Source organism: Mesorhizobium sp. M0060, assembly GCF_040323155.1.
Classification (GTDB): Bacteria; Pseudomonadota; Alphaproteobacteria; order Rhizobiales; family Rhizobiaceae; genus Mesorhizobium.
In genome coordinates this window covers 1-19,372 of record NZ_JAMYUP010000086.1, presented here as the reverse complement: position 1 = coordinate 19,372, position 19,372 = coordinate 1, and the positions used below count along the sequence as shown (strand labels likewise).

Here is a 19,372-nt window from a genome sequence, read left to right as displayed (position 1 = left end):
AAGGGTCTCACACCCTATGAGTTCATCTGCAAAATTTGGGCAAAAGAGCCCGAACGGTTCCGACTCGATCCCACCCATCAAACGCCGGGACTAAACACCTAGGCACACCTAACCCAAAAGAAAACCCAGCGTGATCGCCAGCTGGCCGGCATAATACAGCGCCCAGACTGCGTGGCGCATCCAGACGCGGTACGGCGAGATGGCGGGCAGCAGGAACTTTTCCGAAGCAAGCAACCCGTCGGACAGCATGAGCAGGACGACGCCGCCGACGGCCCAGGCACTGTTCAGGGTGAGCGCGGCAATGCCCATGGCGAGGATTGCCGCGGCATGCACACTGATCGGCAAACGCAAAGCGGGGCCAACGCGGCGCCAGAGCGCGAAAAGCATGGCCAGCGCGAATACGGTCAGCGCCAGCACGATCACTGCTCGCCACGGTTCGGCCAAAAGCTGCCCGAGGCCGCCGCCGGAGCGCAGGAACAGCGCGACGTAAAGCACATGCGCGGCAAGAAAACTGGCCGTGCCGCCAAGAAAAGCCTTCTCGCCGTCGCGCGACAGGAAAGCGTCGCCAATGGCACTGAAGGCCAGCGCGGCGACGAGCAGCCATGGCCCGCCCTGCTGCACGACCAGCACCGCCAGCATCGCCGCCGCCAATGTCCTTGCTGCCGACCGCGAAAGGCGCGGCGGCATGCCGAGGCTGAACGCGTAGATCACCGCTGCCGCCAGCGAAAACACCAGCGTCGCATTGGCATTGGCGTCGATGCCGCCGGGAAACGGCATCATGCGTTTGCCTCGCTCGCAGCCGGCTTGCGCAGGAACAGCGATTTCGCCGCCAGTGCCGCGCCGCCGGTGATCAGCACGCAGGCGGCGAGGATGCGCCATGACGGCTCGGCGAAGCCGGCGGCGATCAGCACCAGCGTCGACAGCAGCGGCGCGGCGTAGCTCGCCGCCCCCAGCACCTGGATGTTGCCGCGCTTGACGCCGATGTCCCAGGCATAGAACGCCGCCCCCACCGGCATCAGACCGAGGCCGAGCACGGCCAGCCACTGGCCGGCGCCGTCGGGCAGTACCGTCCGCTCCAGCAAGAGATGGCAGACGAGCGAAAGTGCCGCGGTGGCGGCACAGAACCAGGTGACGATGCTGGTCGGCACCGACGGGAAGCGCCGCGACAACAGCGAATAGGACGACCACAGCACCGCACAGACGCCCGCCATCGCATAGCCGAAGGCATAACGCGCATCGAAGGCAAGTCCGCCGCCGCCCTTGGTGACGATCAGGAACGTGCCGGCAAGACCGAGCAGCGCGCCGACGACATGGTTCCAGGCCAGCCGCTCGCCCGGCATCAGCGCCGACCCCAGCACGATCAGCAGCGGCCACAGATAGGCGATCAGGCTGGCCTCGACGGCCGGCGCATTGCGCAGCGCCGTGAAGTAGAAGAAATGGTAGCCGAACAGGCCGGCAATGCCGATCACCCAGACTTGGCGCGGTATCTTGCCGGCGCTGTCGGCCGCCGGCGTGAACAGCCGGGCGACCAGTCCGACGCAGGTGCCGACCGTGAAGGTGAGTGCCGAAAGCAGGAACGGCGGCACCGCGCCCGAAGCATCCGTAAGCAGCGCCAGCAGCGCCCACATGGCGACCGCGGAGAAGCCGATCAGTGTTGCGCGCGCCATACCCGTCGCCCCCGTGCCCATCTGCGGCGGCGCACGATCACGCCTATTCGTTTGCTTCGAACCGCTCCGCGCTGATCGTCAACGGGCCGATTTGCGTGCTGACCGTGGCGCGGATCGGCGCATATACGCCGCTTTGGCCGACCGGTGCAAACGTCACCATGATGCGGCTGTGGTTCTTCAGGTATTTCAGCGCCTTGCGGTTTTTGCGGTAGCCGGCCACCGGCTCGAAGCCCATCCTGCAGGTAACCGTGTCGCCCTTGTAGCCGGCCACCGAGATCGACCCTTTCGCCTCGTAGGTCAGTTTCAGATCGGCACGCATTTCGCCGTCATAGAGCTTCACCGTGCGCCCGCAGACCTGGTCGAGGTTGTCGGCATGGATGACGGTCGCGGCCATCGGATCGAGGACCGATACGAGATCGCTGCCGACCAGCGGTATCCAATTGTTGGGATTGCGCTTTTTCGGCTCAGGCACGACCTTGGTCGAGGTCACGACGCCGTTGGCAAACTGGATGTCGATCATCGATGTCTTCTTGCCGGACGTGTAGTCGGCGCGAAACGCCTGCGGCTGCATTTGCTTGCCCGAAATCTTGCCCTTCGACGAAATCGTGCCCCGCGTATCGTCGAACAATGTGGCGAGCCCGGCGCTGGAGACGCTGCCCTCGATCGAATAGGTGTCGCCTTCGTAATGGCTGGAGAATTTCGCTTTGGCCACGGAAAGGCCGAGGAACGACACCGAATACTCGCCCGTGAAGGATTGCGGCTCAGCGGCCGAAACCGTCGTCGACAGCGCGACGGCGAACAGCGCGATCAGGGCATGGAAAACGTGTAAAGAACGAGGCATGGGCGGGTCCTTGGTTCTCGACCGGAGATGGGCAGCTCTGGTCTGGCATGTCCCTGTGTGACCGCTTATAGGCTGAATTCCGGCCTTAATGTGAAGGGGCGCTGTCGTCTTGAGCGACGAGGCTGGTCGACGGCCAAAATAAAAAACCCGCCTCGGCGGCGGGTCATCGGCGCGAATTAGCACGATGGACAAATTAGTAGCATAGCTGCCGGCACAAAGCAAGAACAAAATGTGGCGTCCTCGACGAGGCTGCCGGTCCGCCCTTGCGAGGGAGACCCCCGGCCGGGGCAGAGGGGAGGGTTGCGGCCTTCATTCGAAGCTTGGGTTCCTCGCCCCACGAAAGTGGGGAGAGGTGACTCGGCGAAGCCGAGACGGAGAGGGGAACTGCGCCCTACGAAAGACCCCTCTCCGGCCGCTTCGCGGCCACCTCTCCCCCGCTTCGCGGTAGGCGAGGAAGCCAAGTCTTGACAGGTCGAGGAAAACACCCCTCGTTGCCACCACTTGGCCATCTCCCCCCGCAAGGGGATCGGCAGCTCCGCTGGTCGCGCCTTCTCCGAAAGTGCGATTCCCCTGTCGCGACCAGCCCGCGCTTGACGCATCGGCGAAATGCAACTATGGAACGCCAACTTTTTCCATAAGGCGGCCTGACCGAAACCGCGCCCCACCGGCGCGCGTCGAATGTTTGGCCAGGACCGAGAACCGAAGGTTAGAACCATGTCCCGCACCTGCGAACTCACTGCCAAGGCAGTCATGTCCGGCAACAATGTGAGCCACGCCAACAACAAGACCAAGCGTCGCTTCCTGCCCAATCTCGTCAATGTGACGCTGATCTCGGAAGTGCTGAACCAGAATGTGCGCCTGCGCATTTCGGCCAATGCGCTGCGTTCGGTCGAGCATCGCGGCGGCCTCGATGCCTTCCTGGCCAAGGCCGATGCCAAGGAATTATCGCAGCGCGCCCGTCTGTTGAAGAAGCAGATCGCCAAGAAGCTCGCCGACCAGCCGGCCGCCTGAGTTTTTCGGCGGGCAGCCGCCTTCTAGGGCGTGATCCGGACTCCGGATCGCGTTCCGCTGGTTCCATTACCCAGGATAAAAAAATGACTTTCTTCTCGCGATACCTGCCCTTCGTGGCCGCCATGGCGCTCGTCGTCGTGGCGTCGAACATCCTCGTGCAGTTCCCGATGCAGGGTGCAATCGGCGGGCTGTCGCTGGCCGACATCCTAACCTGGGGCGCCTTTACCTATCCGTTCTCGTTCCTGGTCACCGATCTCGCCAATCGCCGCTATGGGCCGGCGGTGGCGCGCAGGATCGTCTTTGTCGGCTTCATGACAGCGGTGGTCTGCTCGATCCTCATCCCGCCCTTCCTGTTTCGCCACGGCCTGATCGAATTCGAGACCGCCGCCGACCGACTGGTGCGCATTGCCGCGGCGTCGGGTGCGGCCTTCCTCACCGCGCAATTGCTCGACGTCACCGTGTTCAACCGGCTGCGCCGGCAGAGCTGGTGGCGCGCGCCGATCGTCGGCACGCTGGTCGGCTCCGTCTTCGATACGGTGGTGTTTTTCACCGTCGCCTTTGCGGCGGCTTTCGCCTTCGCCGGGCCGAACGACGCCTTTGCGCTGGAAACCGCACCACTGATGGGCGTGCTGCCGGTCGAGACGATGCGCTGGGTCTCCTGGGCGCTCGGCGATCTCAGCGTCAAGCTGATCATCGCGGTGGTGGCGCTGATCCCCTACCGACTGCTTGCCACCCGCTGGAGCCAGCCGGCAGTGGCGGCATAGTCTTTGATCCCCTGGCTTCAACTGGACTCGGCAAAAACGCCTGACGGCGGACAAGAGCTTCGCCTGAAGCGGCGCGGCGGCGAATTCTCGATCATGCTTGGCGCGAACGAGCTGATGAACAGCCGGCTCAGCGGTTCCGAAGAAGCTCTGGCCAAGCTGTCCTGTCAAAGGATTGCCGGCCGTCGGCAGCCAAGCATCCTGATCGGCGGCCTCGGCATGGGCTTTACCTTGCGCGCGGCGCTGACCGAGCTTGGCGGCGATGCGCAGGTCACTGTTGCCGAATTGGTGCCGGCAGTCGTGACCTGGGCGCGCGGCCCGATGGCCGAGGTTTTCGACGGTTGCCTTGACGACCGGCGCGTCAGCATTCGCGAGACCGATGTCGGGCAGCTCATTCGATCGCAAGCATCGGCTTGGGACGCGATCCTGCTCGATGTCGACAACGGCCCGGAAGGCTTCGTCTACAAGGCCAACGATGCGCTCTACGGCGCAGCCGGCCTGAACAGCGCGAGAGCAGCTCTCAGGCCCGGCGGTGTGCTGGCGGTCTGGTCGCAGGGCCCTGATGCAGGTTTCACCCGGCGGCTCAAGCAGGCGGGCTTCACGGTGGAGGAGGTCAAGGCGCGGGCTAACGGCAAGCGTGGCGCCCGGCACGTCATCTGGATCGCGAGCAAAGGGCAATAGGCCACCTCGCAATCGAGCGGGTCCGTGTTGGACGCCGCCCGGGTCTGCCGACGAACCTCTACTTCGTTTTCTGAAGCTCGGCGGCGAGTGCCTGCAGCAGCCCGCGCGTGCCCTCCTCGCGTCCTTGCGCCGAATCGACGCCATCGAAGAAGGCACCCTGTTCGGTATAGGTCAGGCGGGTGCCGTCGCCGGAAGGTGCAAGCTCGACCGTGGTGAGCGACGCCGACAGCGGCTGCGGCCCAACCGCCATCCGGTAGGAAAATACGATGCGTCGGTCAGGAACGATGTCCTGGAACTGCGCATCGAGCCTGATTTCCGGGCCGCCCTGATAGCTGAACCGCGAAACCTCGCCGCCGCCGACACGGAAATCGAAGGTGAATTCGGCGATCGTGAAGCCGTCGCCTTCGACGCGCCAACGCCGCACTGTCGGCTTGTCGGCAAAGGCGAAGAAGACGCGTTCGGGCGATTGAGGGTAGGTCCGCTCGATCGTGAAGGTCGAATGGATGACGGAGTGCTGGTCGTTCACGGGGGCAATCTGGCTCATTTCTTTTCGTCCTTTTCCTGGTCGTGGATCGTTGCGTTCGATTGGTCCGTCTCCGCCAGAATCTGGCCGAGACGGTCGAGGTGGCGTTCGGCCGGCGTGCGGCGTGCGGCGATCCAGTCGGCGAGCGGGGCGAGCCCGCCGGGCTCGATCCGGCAGGTGCGCACGCGTCCGACCTTCTCGCTGCGGATCAGCCCGCACGCTTCCAGCGCCTGGAGGTGCTGGAGCACGGCGGCGAAGGTCATGCCGAACGGCTCCGCCAACTGGCTGACGGTGGCCGGCCCGCGACTCAGTCTTTCCAGGATTGCCCGTCGCGTCGGCTCGGCAAGAGCCCGCAGGATGCTATCGATCTCGGAATGCTTAAGCATGGACTTGAGTATTCCGCCAATGGTGCCAATTGTCAAGTCGCTACTAAAGTGTTTTTACAGGTGGCGAAGCTGGCTGAAAAACCCGCGACGCGGGTCATTGCCAAGGGAAATTGCATGAGCTGCGAAACGGCGCTGAGACGCCAGCATCGCCGTCAGCCAGCCAACGGCCGATCACGCGTCAATCCTCGTGCAGCACAAATTCCAGATAGAGGTTGCGCTGCAGGATCGAGTGATTGTCGTCGGACATCAGCGACACGATCAGCGCGCCGTCGTCGCGGGTCCAGACGTCGAGCGCTTCCATGTTGTCGATCTGGTAGCCCATGTCGGCTTCAAGCAGCACCGGCCCGCCGGCGACGGCGCCCTTCTCGACGCTTTCGCCATAGATGCGCCGCAGCCGCATCTTGACGCCGCCGGCCATTGAAAAACTGCGCTCCAAAAGCACCAGGTCGCCATCGGGCAGGAAGGCGCCGTCGGTGATGTCGAAATCACCATTGCGCTCGACGGTGAAGACGCCCTTGTGCGGCCCTTCGATGATCGCCGCATAGATGTTGCCGGCCTTGTCGAGGCTCTTTTCCGACACCACGACCAGTCCGCCCTCGTGCTGCCCGTTGGGATTGGCGCGAGTGACGGTCTCGAAGCCGCGATTGCGACGAAGTTCCCAGGCCGGGATCAGGAAGTCCAATTGCCTGAACGGCGCCTTCATGTCGTCCGGGTCGATCTTGAACTGGGCGATACGGTGATCGCGCTCGAAACCGACCGTGGCAATGCCGTCCTTGACCGCAAGGCCTTCGGCATCGACCGCCCATTTCTGGTCGATCAGCTGGCCAGCCGCATCGACCATCTGCTGCATGCGGAAAGTCTGGATGCCGGAAGGACGTTTGTCGGCATCGTGGACGAGGGTGCCGAAGAACCAGAAGCCGGTGTCGGAGACGCCGATGAAATCACTGCCGGGCTTGAGGAACCGAAGCGCCGACAGCGCGCCGAAATCGCGTGTCGCCGAGGTCATTTCGAGCCCGCCGACGAATTCCAGCGGCCCGAACTGTTTGTCCGGCCGGCCGATATGGAATTCACTGATCGGCCGGGCCGAGATTTCGGCCGGCTCGACCGAGGCCGGGCCGGCGGCGATAGCCGGCGCCAAAGTGATGCCGAACAACGCGACGGCGGCCAAAAGCGTCTGCCAAAAGCCGCCGCGCGAAAAAATCATCCGGCGCGCCGCATGCCGCCGCGCCGCGTGTCGCGCACGGTTTCCTCGGCGAACAGCGAGGCCAACTGCTCCGTCATGGCGCCGGCCAATTCTTCGGCATCGACGATGGTGACGGCGCGGCGATAGTAGCGGGTGACGTCGTGGCCGATGCCGATGGCCAAAAGCTCGACCGGCGAGCGCGTCTCGATGAGCTCGATGATGGCACGCAAATGCCGCTCGAGATAATTGCCCGGATTGACCGACAGCGTCGAATCGTCGACCGGCGCGCCGTCCGAGATCATCATCAGGATCTTGCGCTGCTCCGGCCGCGCGATCAGGCGGTTGTGCGCCCACAGCAGCGCCTCGCCGTCGATGTTTTCCTTGAGCAGGCCCTCGCGCATCATCAGGCCGAGATTGCGGCGCGCCCGCCGCCACGGATGGTCGGCGGATTTGTAGATGATGTGGCGCAGATCGTTGAGCCGGCCGGGGTTCGGCGGCTTGCCTTCCTTCAGCCATTTCTCGCGCGCCTGCCCGCCCTTCCAGGCGCGGGTGGTGAAGCCGAGGATTTCGACCGAGACGCCGCAGCGTTCCAGCGTGCGCGCCAGGATGTCGGCGCAGGTGGCGGCGACCGTGATCGGCCGGCCGCGCATCGAGCCCGAATTGTCGAGCACCAGCGACACCACCGTGTCGCGGAATTTGGTGTCGCGCTCCTGCTTGAAGGACAGCGGCTGCATCGGGTCGATGACGACGCGCACCAGCCGCGCCGGATCGAGATAGCCCTCTTCGAGGTCGAAATCCCAGGAACGGTTCTGCTGCGCCATCAGGCGGCGCTGCAGCCGGTTGGCCAGCCGCCCGACGACGCCGGAAAGGTTGGCTAGCTGCTTGTCGAGGAAGGCGCGCAGCCGGTCCAGCTCCTCCTCCTCGCACAATTCCTCGGCGCCAACGGTCTCGTCGAAGGCCGTGGTGAAGACCTTGTAGTCAATCTCCTTCGGCAGATTGGTGAAGGGGTTGTCGTTGCGGCGCGCCTCGCCGGGCGTCTCGGCATCGGCATCGTCATCATCGGACAAATCGTCGGCGGTGGCGTCGGATGCCTCCGTCTCGGCCGATTGCTCATCATCGGACGATGCCTCGGTATCCTCGGACTGCGACTGCTCGGAGCCGGAATCGTCCTCGCCGCCCTCCTCGCTCTGCTCCTCGCCTTGCGGCTGGTTTTCGTCGTTGTCCTCCGAGTCTTCCGTCTCCTGGTCGTCGCCGAGTTCCTCGGCCATTTCCATGGAGGCGAGCATCTCGCGCACGACGCGGGCGAAAGCCTGCTGGTCTTCGAGCTTTGCCGACAGCCCGTCAAGATCGGCACTGGCCTTTTCCTCGACCCAGGGGCGCCAGAGATCGACCAGCCGCTCGCCGCTCTTCGGGACAGTGCGGCCGGTCAGCTTTTCGCGCACCATCAGCGCCAGCGCTTCCTCGATCGGCGCGTCGGCCTTGTCCTTGACGTCGACGAGGTTGGCCCTGGCGTATTTGTCCTCGAGCATCGAGCCGATATTGTCGGCAACGCCCTGCATGGCGCGACTGCCGATCGCCTCGACGCGCGCCTGCTCGACTGCGTCATAGATGGCGCGGGCCTGCTTGCCTTCCGGCGCCAGCCTGGTGTGGATGCGCGCATCGTGGCAGGCGCGCTTCAGCGCCATTGAATCGCCGAGCCCGCGGGTGATGGCGATATCGGCTTTCGATGCCTTCTTCGGCAGTTCGGGCAGCCGGGCGCGGCTGCCGGCCAGCGCCGGCCGATCCTTGGCGAAACCGACCTCGAGTTCCTTGTCGCCGGCAATTGCACGCATGCAGACGGTGACGGCGCGCTTGAAGCTGTCGGCTTCAGACCCCGTCTTCGACTTGTTGCGCGTGTTATCGCCCGGACCCGCCATCAGTTCTTCTGACCTGCCAGTTCATCAAGCGTGATGCGCTTCACCTGCTTTGCTGCGACTTCAGCATCTGGCACCGGCGTCAGTCCAACAATCCCACGTTCCTCGAGTGACACCCGGTAGAATCCATCGGCATAGAACGTGCCGAGGGATTTGCTAAATCCGTCGGGAAAGCCGAGCACCCTCTGGGATTTGCCTTCCCTTGAAACGATACCAAAGACCCCATGGATCGACATCGCCGCAAAACTGGCAGTTTCGCTGTCATGCTCACGGCAGGAAATCTTCAGCCCGATGATTTGATTCATCGACCTTTCTGCGAAACGCCATAGCGCGTCAAAATTCGCCGCCGTGACCTCGCCGACGATCTGCTGAAGTGTAGCTTCGTCGGCTATCGCCACACCTTTTGCCAACACCAAAGGCGCCGCAAGGACGAGGAACGCGCGCCGATCGAGCATGCCTTACCCCAGCACAACGTTGGCCGCGCTCTCCGGCAGATCTTCGCCGAAGGCGCGCTGGTAGAATTCGGCGACCACCGAGCGTTCCAGCTCGTCGCATTTGTTGAGGAAGGTCAGCCGGAACGCCATGCCGATATTGCCGAAGATCTCGGCATTCTCGGCCCAGGTGATGACCGTACGCGGGCTCATGACGGTCGACAGGTCGCCGTTGATGAAGGCCGAGCGCGTCATGTCGGCGACGCGGACCATCTTGTTGACGATCTCCTTGCCCTTGCCGTCGCGATAATGCTTGGCCTTGGCCAGCACGATATTCACCTCATTGTCGTGCGGCAGATAGTTCAGCGTGGTGACGATCGACCAGCGGTCCATCTGCGCCTGGTTGATCTGCTGGGTGCCGTGATAGAGGCCGGTGGTGTCGCCGAGGCCGACCGTATTGGCGGTCGAAAACAGCCGGAACGCCGGGTGCGGGCGGATGACCCGGCTCTGGTCGAGCAGCGTCAGCCGGCCCGATGATTCCAGCACGCGCTGGATGACGAACATCACGTCCGGGCGGCCGGCATCGTACTCGTCGAAGCACAGCGCGACATTGTGCTGATAGGCCCAGGGCAGGATGCCGTCGCGGAATTCGGTGATCTGCAGCCCGTCCTTGACGACGATGGCGTCCTTGCCGACGAGGTCGATACGGCTGACATGGCTGTCGAGATTGACGCGCACGCAAGGCCAGTTGAGGCGCGCGGCGACCTGCTCGATATGCGTCGACTTGCCGGTGCCGTGATAGCCCGACACCATGACCCGGCGGTTGTAGGCAAAGCCGGCGAGGATCGCCATGGTCGTGTTCTTGTCGAACAGATAGTCCGGATCGATGTCGGGCACATGCTCGCTGGTCACCGAATAGGCCGGCACCACCATCTTGGATTCAAAGCCGAATGTCTCCTTCACCGACACCGTGGTGTCGGGCAAGTTGGCGATGTCGCGATCGACCTTGTTCATCTCTATCAACGTCTCCACAAGCGAAACGCCGCGTTTCGCCGGCAATCGATTTTGTTCGGGGGCGGTCTTAAAGCCTTTTCCAACCTTATGAAAGTTGGAAAACGACACGAACCGTAAGGTCGCTCAGCACAAACCTGCCTGCTTGAGCACGCGATAGGCCTGGAGCACATCGCGGAACCGGTCTTCCGAACCTCTGTCGCCGCCATTCGCATCCGGATGGTGGCGTTTCACAAGTTCCTTATAGCGCGCCTTGATATCCTTGCCAGTCGCCTTTGTATCAAGGCCAAGCGTTTCCAGTGCCTTGGCCTCAAGCGGCTTGGCCTTGCGCTCGCGTGCTTCGCGCGGATCCTTCGGGCCTTTGAACAGGTCGAACGGATCGCGCATGCGGTTGTAGTAGCCGGCGCGGCCGGAGCGCGCCTGGGCAAAGTCCGGCGAGGAGCGTGTCGAAGCACCGTTGACACCCATTTTCCAGGTCGGCCGGTGGCCGGTCATGGCCTCCTTCTGGAAGCGGGCGATCTCGGTGTCGGGAACGCCCGAGAAATAATTGAAGCCCTTGTTGTACTCGCGCACGTGATCGAAGCAGAACTGGAAGTACTCGCCTTCCTTCATGCGCCCGACCGGAGCGCGGTGGGTGCCGGCTTCCTTGCAGCCATCCCACTGGCAGATCGGCGAGCGCGACTTCAGTTCCGCGTCCTTCTCCGGGCGGATGCGAATCTTTTCGAAATATTTTGGGTACGGCTTCATCTCACCCATTTATGGGCTGTTCGCTGATGCGAAACAAGAATTGACATTTTCGCGATGATCGCCCTAACCGCTGAATCGCGGCATAAAACCGGCGAATGGCGAATTTTGTGCGATGACATAGATGTGGTGAAGGGAAGCGGCGATGTCCATACAGGCGACGATGGAAGATAAGCTGAAAAAGGCGTTTTCGCCGGAACGGCTGGCTGTCATCAATGAAAGCCATCTCCATGCCGGTCATCATCATCTGGATTCCGGCCATCACGCCACCTTCGACGGCACCGGCGAGACGCATTTCCGCGTCCGCATCGTCGCCCCCGCCTTTGCCGGCATGAGCCGCGTCGAGCGCCATCGCGCCGTCAACGATCTGCTGGCCGAGGAATTGAAGTCCGGCGTCCACGCCCTGGCGATCGAGCCGGCAGCGCCCGGCGAAAAGACCCGCTGGTAGATCAGCCGAGCGTCGCCTGCAGGAAAGCCATCACCGCGACGGTCAATGCATCGCCCTCGGTGCCGAAGTCGCGATTGATCGACATGTGCGAATAGGCGCTGCCGTCGAACAGCGTGACCTTGGTTCCGGTAGCCTTCAGACGCTCGGCGAAAGCCTGCGCGTCCGCCGCGCGGCCTTTCGCCCGCGAATAGGCGATGAAGGTCGGCGGATGCTTGCGGCCCTCGACATAGGTGATCGGCGACAGCGCGCGCCACTGCGCCGGATCGGGAAAGGCGCGGGCATAGACCCCTGCCATGTCGCCGCTCCTGGCCAACGCCTCCAGGTCGTAGGCCCTGGTATCATCGAGGACCAGCGCCGCGACGCCGGGCAGGCCGCCGCGCAGGCCGGTCAACGCGACGAGATGGCAGCCGGCCGAATGGCCCATCGCGACAATCCGGTTCGGATCGCCGCCATGCTTGGCAATGTTGGCGCGCACGTAACGATACGCCAGTTCGACATCCGCCGCCTGGGTGGCGACATCGGCCTTGGGCAGCATCCGGTAGTCGATCGAGACGAAGCAGAAGCCGTTGTCGAGCAGGAAACCCGGCTTCGAATTGACGTTGTTGCGGTTGCCGATGCGCCAGGCGCCGCCATGAACGAAAAAGACGACCGGCAGGCCGTTTGCGCCATCGCGGGAATAGATGTCGAGCTTGGCCGGCCCATAGTCGAGGGTCTCGCGCGACGGCGAACGCAGCCGCAATGCTGCCGCAGCCTGCCCCGGCAGCAGCGCCGCCATTGACGCCAAAAGCAGGGTTCGCCGATCGATTGTCATCAACTGCTGACTGCCCACAGGTGCCACAAGATGCGCGCTGTCATTCGCCAAGCATCACCGGCTTGATCCTCAGCCGCGCGATACGGTTCTTGTCGCGTTTCATGACGACGAAGCGCTTGCCGTGAAACGTAAAGGCCTGCTTTTCGTCCGGGATCGACTGCGCCTCGTGGATGACGAGGCCGGCAATGGTGGTGGCTTCCTCGTCCGGCAGGTTCCAGTCGAGCGCCCGGTTCAGGTCGCGGATCGGCACCGTGCCGTCGACCACGACAGAGCCGTCCGCCTCCTGCTTGACGCCTTGGATGTCGATATCGTGCTCGTCGGCGATCTCGCCGACGATCTCCTCGATGATGTCCTCCAGCGTCACCAGCCCTTCGACCTCGCCATATTCGTCGACGACGATGGCGAAATGCGCCTTGCGGCGCAGAAAGGCGTTGAGCTGCTCCTGTAGCGTCGTGGTGTCGGGCACGAACCATGGTCGCGATGCGATCTTCATCACGTCGATCCTGGAAAAATCGTTGCCGACTTCGTTCAGCGCGCGCAGCAGATCCTTGGCATGCAGCACGCCGACAATGTTGTCGAGCGAGCCCTTCCAGAGCGGCATGCGGGTGTGCGGGCTCTGCAGGATCTCGCGCACCACCGCTTCCGGCGGATTGTCGGCATTGACCGAGCGCATATTGGTGCGGTGGACCATGACGTCGGAGACTTCGAGCTCCTCGAGGTCGAACAGGCCGCCGATACGGGCACGATCCTCGCGCACCACCTGGCCGTCGCGGCGGAAATCGTTGACCGCGCCGCGCAATTCCTCATGCGCCGAACGCTGCGGCTCGATGCGCTGCAGCTCGTAGCCGAAGGCGGCGAGCAGGCGCATGCGCAAGACGAAGCCCAGCAGGCCGAGGCCGGCAAGCACGGCAGCCGCGATCCAGCCGGCTTGGCTCATCCCGGGCGGCTTTCCTGCCGACCCGGATGGTTCTCCCTGAGGAACGACAACACTTCCGAGGCGGGCACATCCCTGGCGATGAAGGCTTGGCCGATGCCGCGCGTCAGGATGAAGGTCAGCGCGCCGCGCGACACCTTCTTGTCCTGGGTGATGAAGGAGAACAGCTTATTGGCATCAGGCAATTCGCCGGGAATGTCGGCCATGCGCCAAGGCAGGCCGACTGCGCGAAGATGCGCCTCGACACGCGTCGCATCGTCGGGGCTGGCCAGGTTGAGCCTTGACGAAAAGCGGTGCGCCAGTGCCATGCCGATGGCGACGCCTTCGCCATGCACGAGCCTTGTGCCGTCATAGCCGGTCGCCGCCTCCAGCGCGTGACCGAAGGTGTGGCCGAGATTGAGCAGCGCGCGGTCGCCGGTCTCGAACTCGTCACGGGCAACGACATCGGCCTTGGCGCGGCAGGCCTCAGCAATGGCCCGCGCCCGCTCCGGCCCGCCGGCAAACACTTGGCGCCAGTTTTCCTCCAGCCAGGCGAAGAACTCCGGCCGGTCGATCAGCCCGTATTTGGCCAGTTCGGCATAGCCGGCGCGAAACTCGCGGATCGGCAGCGTGTCGAGCACTTCGGTGTCGGCCAGCACCAGCTTGGGCTGGTGAAACACCCCGACCAGGTTCTTGCCGCGAGGGCTGTTGATGCCGGTCTTGCCGCCGACGGAGGAATCGACCTGCGCCAGCAGCGAGGTCGGGATCTGCACGAAATTCATGCCGCGACGCGCGACGCCGGCGGCAAAGCCGGCCAGGTCGCCGATGACGCCGCCACCGAGCGCGATGACGACGTCGCCGCGCTCCAGCTTCGCCGCCAGCACGCCGTCGACCACCTCTTCCAGATGAGCAAAGCTCTTGGTCTTTTCGCCTGGCGGCAGCGTGATCACGGCATGTTGGATGCCACCGCTGGCAAGACCGGCCGCAAGCGTTGCGAGATGCGCGGCGGCGACGTTTTCGTCGGTGACGACCGCCGCCCGCGTGCCGGGCAGACGGCGCGAAATCTCGGCGCCGGCGCGTGACAGCAGGCCGGGGCCGATCAAAATGTCGTAGGCACGGTCGCCAAGCCCGACTTCGACGGAGACCGTTGCATCAGCGCTCACGACCGCACCTCGTCAATGTCGGCAACGCCGAGATGGCCGCGCAGCGCATCCACCACTTCGGCCGCGATGATTTCCTTGCGATCGTCGCGGGTCGGCACGGTGACGTCGGCCGCCGCGTAGACCGGATAGCGTTCCGCCATCAGCCGTTCGAGCACGGCGCGCGGATCGGAGCTCTTCAGCAGCGGCCGGTTCTGCTTCTTGGAAACGCGCTCCATCAACAAATCGATCTCGGCCTTCAGCCAAACCGAAACGCCATGGCTGGCGATCGCCTCGCGCGTCTGCGCGTTCATGAAGGCGCCGCCGCCGGTCGACAGCACCTGGGGCCCGTGCTCCAGCACGCGCAGGATGACGCGCTGCTCCAGCGCCCGGAACTCCGCCTCGCCATAGCGTTCGAACAGGTCCGGGACGCTCATGCGCGAAACGCTTTCGATCTCCTGGTCGCTGTCGATGAAGGGCAGCGCCAGCATCGCCGCCACCTTGCGGCCGATCGCCGTCTTGCCGGCGCCCATCAGCCCGACAAAGACGATGGAACGGTCGCCCAGCCGGCCGAGCAGCGCGGCATGGCTCTCGCCCGGAGGATTTGCTGGTAGCGCGTTCATGACACCATGATGTTTCTAATGCATGTCGCGCAAAAGTGCGCAGCGGTTTTGCGATAACGACATTGCATAAAATCAAAACTTAAAGCGCGTCGCATGAATTCGTTTCAAACGCGACGCGCCTCTTTGCCGGCGTATCGACATCAAAAGCCTGTTTGCGTCAAGCGCGGCGCGGCCAGGGCCTGTTATGGGCTTCGTCCTTGAATTCAACGGATTGGCGCCTCATAAGGGCACAGGGTTGGAAACACAGAACAAGAAGACGAGCGAAAATTAATGCCGACACTGTTTCGCTTTGTCGTGACGCTCGTGATTCTGGCTGGCATTGTCTATGGCGCGATGTTCGCCTTGGTCATGTTCGTCGAGCCGAGAAAGGCGGAAATGAGCGTGCGCATTCCTCCGGAAAAGCTCAATCCCAAAAAATGAACAGCGCCGCCCGCATCGAAGCCTTCCTGGAGATGATGAGCGCCGAGCGCGGCGCCGCCGAGAACACGCTGTCCTCCTATCGCCGCGACCTCGAGGACGCTTCCGCCGGGATCGCCGGCGGGCTTGCCGGTGCCACCAGCGCCGATATCCGTGCCTATCTCGACGACATCGCCGCGCACGGTTTTGCTGCCACCTCGCAGGCACGCAAATTGTCGGCGATCCGTCAGTTCTTCAAGTTCCTCTACGCCGAGGGCCTGCGCGGCGACGATCCGACCGGCACGCTGGACAGTCCGAAGAAAGGCCGGCCGCTGCCAAAGACGATGAGCGAGGCCGATACCGGCCGGCTGCTCGATCGCGCCGCGCAGGAGGCGATGGATGCCTCGCTGCATGACGGCGACGGGCTGGCGGCGCTGCGCCTCCACGCACTGGTCGAGGTGCTCTACGCCACCGGCTTGCGCGTTTCCGAGCTGGTCGGCCTGCCGGTGACGGTGGCGCAGCGCGACGACCGCTTCTTCATGGTGCGCGGCAAGGGCAACAAGGAGCGCATGGTGCCGCTGTCGGCCAAGGCGCGCACGGCGATGCGGACCTGGCTTGCCGAACGGGCAACGGTGCCGGCTTTTGCCGACAGCCCGTTCCTGTTTCCGGCCGCCTCCGATAGCGGCTATCTCTCCAGGCAGGTCTTTGCCCGCGAACTGAAGGGGCTTGCCGCGCGGGCCGGCATTGCCACGGCGAAGATATCGCCGCATGTGCTGCGCCACGCTTTCGCCAGCCATCTGCTGCAGAACGGCGCCGATCTCAGGGCCGTGCAGCAGCTGCTCGGCCACGCCGATATTTCAACGACGCAGATCTACACGCATGTGTTGGAGGAGCGGCTGGTGCGTCTGGTCAACGATCATCATCCGCTTGCCGACTAGGCGTCATGTCGCTATGTGAGAACGACGTTCCACCGCGCCCAGCCTGCATTTTCAGGCTTGCGTCAGCCATTGCCTTCCGACTTGCCGGTTCGCCCAAGAATGTACAATTACCTCGATTTCGAAAAGCCTGTGCAGGATCTCGAAGGCAAGATCCTTGAGCTGAAGAAGCTTGCCGAGAACGGCGAGGCGGTCGATGTCGGCGATGAGATCGCCCGTCTCGAGAAGCGCTCGCGCGATGCGCTGCGCGACGCCTACAAGGCGCTGACCCCATGGCAGAAGGTGCAGGTGGCGCGCCATCCGGACAGGCCGCATTGCATCGATTACATCAAGGGTCTGCTTACCGATTTCACGCCGCTCGCCGGCGACCGCAATTTCGGCGAGGACCAGGCGATCGTCGGCGGCTTCGCCCGCTTCCGTGGCGAGCCGGTGGCAATTATCGGCCAGGAGAAGGGTTCCGATACGACAAGCCGGCTGAAGCATAATTTCGGCTCGGTGCGGCCGGAGGGCTACCGCAAGGCGGTGCGGCTGATGGAACTCGCCGACCGCTTCCAAATCCCGCTGCTGACGCTGGTCGACACTGCCGGCGCCTACCCCGGCGTCAACGCCGAAGAGCGCGGCCAGGCGGAAGCCATCGCCCGCTCGACCTCGGCCTGCCTCGGCCTGAAGGTGCCGTCGATCTCGGTGGTGATCGGCGAAGGCGGCTCGGGCGGCGCCATAGCAATCGCCACCGCCAACCGCGTCTACATGCTCGAACACGCCATCTATTCGGTGATCTCGCCGGAGGGCGCCGCCTCGATCCTGTGGCGCGATACCACGCGGTCCAAGGATGCTGCGACCAATATGAAGATCACGGCGCAGGACTTGCTGGAGCTGAAGATCATCGACGCCATCGTCGCTGAGCCGCTCGGCGGCGCTCACCGCGCCCCCGAAACGGTGATCGCCGCCACCGGCGATCTCATCGCCAGGACGATGAAGGAATTTTCCGGCGCCAACACCGACTTTCGCGAGCATCGCCGCGAGAAATACCTGGCGATGGGCCGCAATCTGTAACATCCGGCAGGCACGGCGGCCCAAATGTGGCGGCGTGAACCAGTTTCGCCACAAAAATGCCGCTGCATTCGGCTCAGTGAGCTTGCCGTAAGGGGACGCGCCAGCATGATTGCGGTAAGGAATTTTCAAGGTTAACGGGCTTAGGGTCCGTCAGTGGTCAGTTTAGCAGCCGCGATCTCCGCGGCGCAGAGATGAAGACGATAGCCATATCCATGTTTGCCAAGCTTGCCCGCACCGGAGTTCTGATCGCTGCGATCGGCGTCGCCGGCTGCAATGATGCTTCGAGGAAGGATTTTGCGCCGCAAGCCAACAGGCCGCTGCCGGACAAGATCCTGGCCGAGATGAAGGCCAAGGGCATGGTCCGCACCTCCTCGGTGATGGCCCGCATCTTCAAGGAAGAGGGCAAGCTCGAAATCTGGAAGGCCAAGACCAACGGCCGCTACGATCTGGTCGCCAGCTACGACATCTGCAAATGGTCGGGCAAGCTCGGGCCCAAGTTCACCGAAGGTGACCGCCAGGCGCCGGAAGGCTTTTACACGGTCCGCCCGGCACAGATGAATCCGCGGTCGAATTATCACCTGTCCTTCAACATCGGCTACCCGAACGCCTATGACCGCGCCAATGGGCGCACTGGTTCCAACCTGATGGTCCATGGCGCCTGCTCATCGTCGGGCTGCTATTCGATGACCGACGCGCAGATCGAGCAGATCTACGCCTTCGGCCGCGACGCCTTCCAGGGCGGCCAGACCGAGTTCCAGATCCAGGCCTTTCCGTTCCGCATGACCGCAGCCAACATGGCGCGCTACCGCAACGACCCGAATTATGAATTCTGGAAGATGCTGAAGGTCGGCTATGACAATTTCGAGGTCACCAAGGTGCCGCCGAAAGTCGACGTCTGCGAGAAGCGCTATGTCTTCAACCAGGTTGCGGCCGACGGCTCGACCTTCAATCCGACCGGCGCTTGCCCTCCGACCACCCAGCCCGATTCGCTGAAAAGCGCCATCAACGCCTATCAAAGCACCTATGAGGCGGCCTTCAACGGCGCCGTCAAGGCCAGCGTGGCGGCACCCAAGCCGACCATCGCCGGGATCAAGGAAGCCAGCATCGTTTCCGACTGGTCGAAACGGCGTGCCCGCGGCGAACGCGTGCCGATCGAGCCGCCCTCGCTCAACCCGGACGGCACGGTGACCGAAACGGCGCGCATGGGCCGCGTCGATTCGCCGGCGGGCCGCAAGATGGCGGCGCTCGACGCAGAAAAGGCTGCCAAGCAGAAGGCCGAGGAACAGCGGCTTGCCGCCATAGAAGCGGCGAAGGCCGCGAAAGAGGCGGCCAGAGCGCAGGCCCTGGCCGAGAAGGAAGCTGCCAAGGCCCAGTCGCTGGCGGAAAAGGAAGCGACCAAAGCAGCAGCCGAAGCGCCTGTCGCGACAGCGACCGTCGCACCATCCGCGGAGGCCGTCCCGGTCGCCGAAACGCAGGCGGCGGAGGCCGAGGAAAGCAGGGCGACAAGGCTGAAGAACAAGCTGCTCGGCATGTTTGGCGGCTGAGGTTCATGGTTCAACAAGGAGATGGGACCCAAGAAGACAGGGCCTCAACCAGCCCCGCCGCCGTCTACGACCTCAAAGGCCTGAACTGCCCGTTGCCCGTGCTCAAGGCAAAAAAGCGCCTGGCCGCAATGCAGCCGGGCCGCCGCCTCTGGCTCGAAACCACCGATCCGCTCGCCGTCATCGACATTCCCGCCTTCTGCGCCGAGAGCGGACATCAGCTGATCGAAACGGCAGCGATATCAGGTGGCCATCGCTTCCTGGTCGAGCGCGGGATCGGCTGAGTCTCGACTTAGCTCGTTCTGGCGAAAGCGGCTGAGCGGGATAATCTCCCCCTTGAGGGGGAGATGGCAGGCAGGCC

At 63.7% G+C, this 19,372-nt stretch carries 23 protein-coding genes and 1 pseudogene; 10 read left to right on the top strand and 14 right to left on the bottom strand.

What is annotated here, in order from left to right:
• Positions 1-102 (top strand): annotated as a pseudogene (locus NKJ94_RS34610) (IS481 family transposase); the annotation flags it as partial.
• Positions 103-108: 6 nt separating this feature from the next.
• On the opposite strand, the gene NKJ94_RS34605 reads toward NKJ94_RS34610, so the two are convergent.
• The 3 genes from NKJ94_RS34605 to NKJ94_RS34595 are packed head-to-tail and all read right to left on the bottom strand — an operon-like array spanning position 109 to position 2,508.
• Positions 109-780, bottom strand: coding sequence for a lysoplasmalogenase family protein (locus NKJ94_RS34605; protein ID WP_352531932.1), 672 nt, complete (start codon positions 778-780; stop codon positions 109-111).
• Positions 777-1,667: an aromatic amino acid exporter YddG gene (gene yddG / locus NKJ94_RS34600; RefSeq protein ID WP_352531930.1), complete on the bottom strand. Its 891-nt coding sequence runs from the start codon at positions 1,665-1,667 to the stop codon at positions 777-779. Before yddG ends, NKJ94_RS34605 begins: the two co-directional genes overlap by 4 nt.
• A gap of 43 nt (positions 1,668-1,710) precedes the next feature.
• Positions 1,711-2,508, bottom strand: coding sequence for a DUF3108 domain-containing protein (locus NKJ94_RS34595; RefSeq protein ID WP_352531928.1), 798 nt, complete (start codon positions 2,506-2,508; stop codon positions 1,711-1,713).
• Positions 2,509-3,222: 714 nt separating this feature from the next.
• Between NKJ94_RS34595 and rpmB the strand changes: the two genes are divergently transcribed.
• From rpmB to NKJ94_RS34580, 3 genes are all read left to right on the top strand, one after another.
• Positions 3,223-3,519 (top strand): 50S ribosomal protein L28, encoded by a 297-nt coding sequence (gene rpmB / locus NKJ94_RS34590; protein WP_352531926.1) that lies wholly within the window; start codon positions 3,223-3,225, stop codon positions 3,517-3,519.
• 83 nt (positions 3,520-3,602) lie between these two features.
• Positions 3,603-4,283 (top strand): queuosine precursor transporter, encoded by a 681-nt coding sequence (locus NKJ94_RS34585; protein WP_352531924.1) that lies wholly within the window; start codon positions 3,603-3,605, stop codon positions 4,281-4,283.
• A 3-nt stretch (positions 4,284-4,286) separates the two neighbouring features.
• Positions 4,287-4,961 (top strand): spermidine synthase, encoded by a 675-nt coding sequence (locus NKJ94_RS34580; RefSeq protein ID WP_352531922.1) that lies wholly within the window; start codon positions 4,287-4,289, stop codon positions 4,959-4,961.
• 58 nt (positions 4,962-5,019) lie between these two features.
• Here the strand turns inward: NKJ94_RS34580 and NKJ94_RS34575 are convergent, their stop codons facing one another.
• The 7 genes from NKJ94_RS34575 to NKJ94_RS34545 all read right to left on the bottom strand — a co-directional run bounded on the left by NKJ94_RS34575 (position 5,020) and on the right by NKJ94_RS34545 (position 11,164).
• Positions 5,020-5,505 (bottom strand): SRPBCC family protein, encoded by a 486-nt coding sequence (locus tag NKJ94_RS34575; RefSeq protein WP_352531920.1) that lies wholly within the window; start codon positions 5,503-5,505, stop codon positions 5,020-5,022.
• Complete coding sequence (locus NKJ94_RS34570) at positions 5,502-5,870, bottom strand: ArsR/SmtB family transcription factor (RefSeq protein ID WP_352531918.1); 369 nt, start codon at positions 5,868-5,870, stop codon at positions 5,502-5,504. Before NKJ94_RS34570 ends, NKJ94_RS34575 begins: the two co-directional genes overlap by 4 nt.
• A gap of 178 nt (positions 5,871-6,048) precedes the next feature.
• On the bottom strand, positions 6,049-7,074 hold the full coding sequence (locus NKJ94_RS34565; RefSeq protein ID WP_352531916.1) for an esterase-like activity of phytase family protein: 1,026 nt from the start codon (positions 7,072-7,074) through the stop codon (positions 6,049-6,051).
• Entirely contained in the window at positions 7,071-8,969 is a 1,899-nt protein-coding gene (cobT, locus tag NKJ94_RS34560; RefSeq protein ID WP_352531914.1) for a cobaltochelatase subunit CobT, read from the bottom strand. Before cobT ends, NKJ94_RS34565 begins: the two co-directional genes overlap by 4 nt.
• Complete coding sequence (locus NKJ94_RS34555; protein ID WP_352531912.1) at positions 8,969-9,421, bottom strand: hypothetical protein; 453 nt, start codon at positions 9,419-9,421, stop codon at positions 8,969-8,971. Before NKJ94_RS34555 ends, cobT begins: the two co-directional genes overlap by 1 nt.
• 3 nt (positions 9,422-9,424) lie before the next feature.
• Positions 9,425-10,411, bottom strand: a complete 987-nt coding sequence (gene cobS / locus NKJ94_RS34550) for a cobaltochelatase subunit CobS (protein WP_352531910.1) — start codon at positions 10,409-10,411, stop codon at positions 9,425-9,427.
• 123 nt (positions 10,412-10,534) lie between these two features.
• Positions 10,535-11,164, bottom strand: a complete 630-nt coding sequence (locus NKJ94_RS34545) for a J domain-containing protein (RefSeq protein ID WP_036238769.1) — start codon at positions 11,162-11,164, stop codon at positions 10,535-10,537.
• Positions 11,165-11,297: 133 nt separating this feature from the next.
• On the opposite strand from NKJ94_RS34545, the gene NKJ94_RS34540 reads away from it, so the two are divergent.
• A complete protein-coding gene (locus tag NKJ94_RS34540) occupies positions 11,298-11,600 on the top strand; it encodes a BolA family protein (protein WP_352531908.1) in 303 nt (100 codons plus the stop codon).
• A 1-nt stretch (position 11,601) separates the two neighbouring features.
• Here NKJ94_RS34540 and NKJ94_RS34535 read toward each other — a convergent pair whose 3' ends face one another.
• The 4 genes from NKJ94_RS34535 to NKJ94_RS34520 are packed head-to-tail and all read right to left on the bottom strand — an operon-like array spanning position 11,602 to position 15,086.
• Positions 11,602-12,411, bottom strand: a complete 810-nt coding sequence (locus NKJ94_RS34535) for an alpha/beta hydrolase (protein WP_352531906.1) — start codon at positions 12,409-12,411, stop codon at positions 11,602-11,604.
• 40 nt (positions 12,412-12,451) lie between these two features.
• A complete protein-coding gene (locus NKJ94_RS34530) occupies positions 12,452-13,348 on the bottom strand; it encodes an HlyC/CorC family transporter (RefSeq protein ID WP_352531904.1) in 897 nt (298 codons plus the stop codon).
• A complete protein-coding gene (gene aroB, locus NKJ94_RS34525) occupies positions 13,345-14,487 on the bottom strand; it encodes a 3-dehydroquinate synthase (RefSeq protein ID WP_352531902.1) in 1,143 nt (380 codons plus the stop codon). The genes NKJ94_RS34530 and aroB overlap by 4 nt, the downstream gene beginning before the upstream one ends.
• Positions 14,484-15,086, bottom strand: a complete 603-nt coding sequence (locus NKJ94_RS34520) for a shikimate kinase (RefSeq protein WP_352531900.1) — start codon at positions 15,084-15,086, stop codon at positions 14,484-14,486. The genes aroB and NKJ94_RS34520 overlap by 4 nt, the downstream gene beginning before the upstream one ends.
• Before the next feature lie 270 nt (positions 15,087-15,356).
• Here NKJ94_RS34520 and NKJ94_RS34515 point away from each other — a divergent pair, with 270 nt between their 5' ends.
• From NKJ94_RS34515 to NKJ94_RS34495, 5 genes are all read left to right on the top strand, one after another.
• Positions 15,357-15,506 carry a hypothetical protein gene (locus NKJ94_RS34515; RefSeq protein WP_023721139.1) on the top strand — a complete coding sequence of 50 codons (150 nt, stop codon included), beginning with the start codon at positions 15,357-15,359 and terminating at the stop codon, positions 15,504-15,506.
• A complete protein-coding gene (locus NKJ94_RS34510; protein WP_352531898.1) occupies positions 15,503-16,420 on the top strand; it encodes a site-specific tyrosine recombinase XerD in 918 nt (305 codons plus the stop codon). Before NKJ94_RS34515 ends, NKJ94_RS34510 begins: the two co-directional genes overlap by 4 nt.
• 99 nt (positions 16,421-16,519) lie before the next feature.
• The gene (locus tag NKJ94_RS34505) at positions 16,520-17,470 is read left to right on the top strand and encodes an acetyl-CoA carboxylase carboxyltransferase subunit alpha (RefSeq protein ID WP_352451195.1); all 951 of its coding nucleotides are present in this window, start codon (positions 16,520-16,522) and stop codon (positions 17,468-17,470) included.
• A 212-nt stretch (positions 17,471-17,682) separates the two neighbouring features.
• On the top strand, positions 17,683-19,014 hold the full coding sequence (locus NKJ94_RS34500) for a L,D-transpeptidase family protein (protein WP_352531934.1): 1,332 nt from the start codon (positions 17,683-17,685) through the stop codon (positions 19,012-19,014).
• A 5-nt stretch (positions 19,015-19,019) separates the two neighbouring features.
• Positions 19,020-19,295 carry a sulfurtransferase TusA family protein gene (locus tag NKJ94_RS34495; RefSeq protein WP_352531896.1) on the top strand — a complete coding sequence of 92 codons (276 nt, stop codon included), beginning with the start codon at positions 19,020-19,022 and terminating at the stop codon, positions 19,293-19,295.
• The last annotated feature ends 77 nt before the right edge of the window (positions 19,296-19,372 follow it).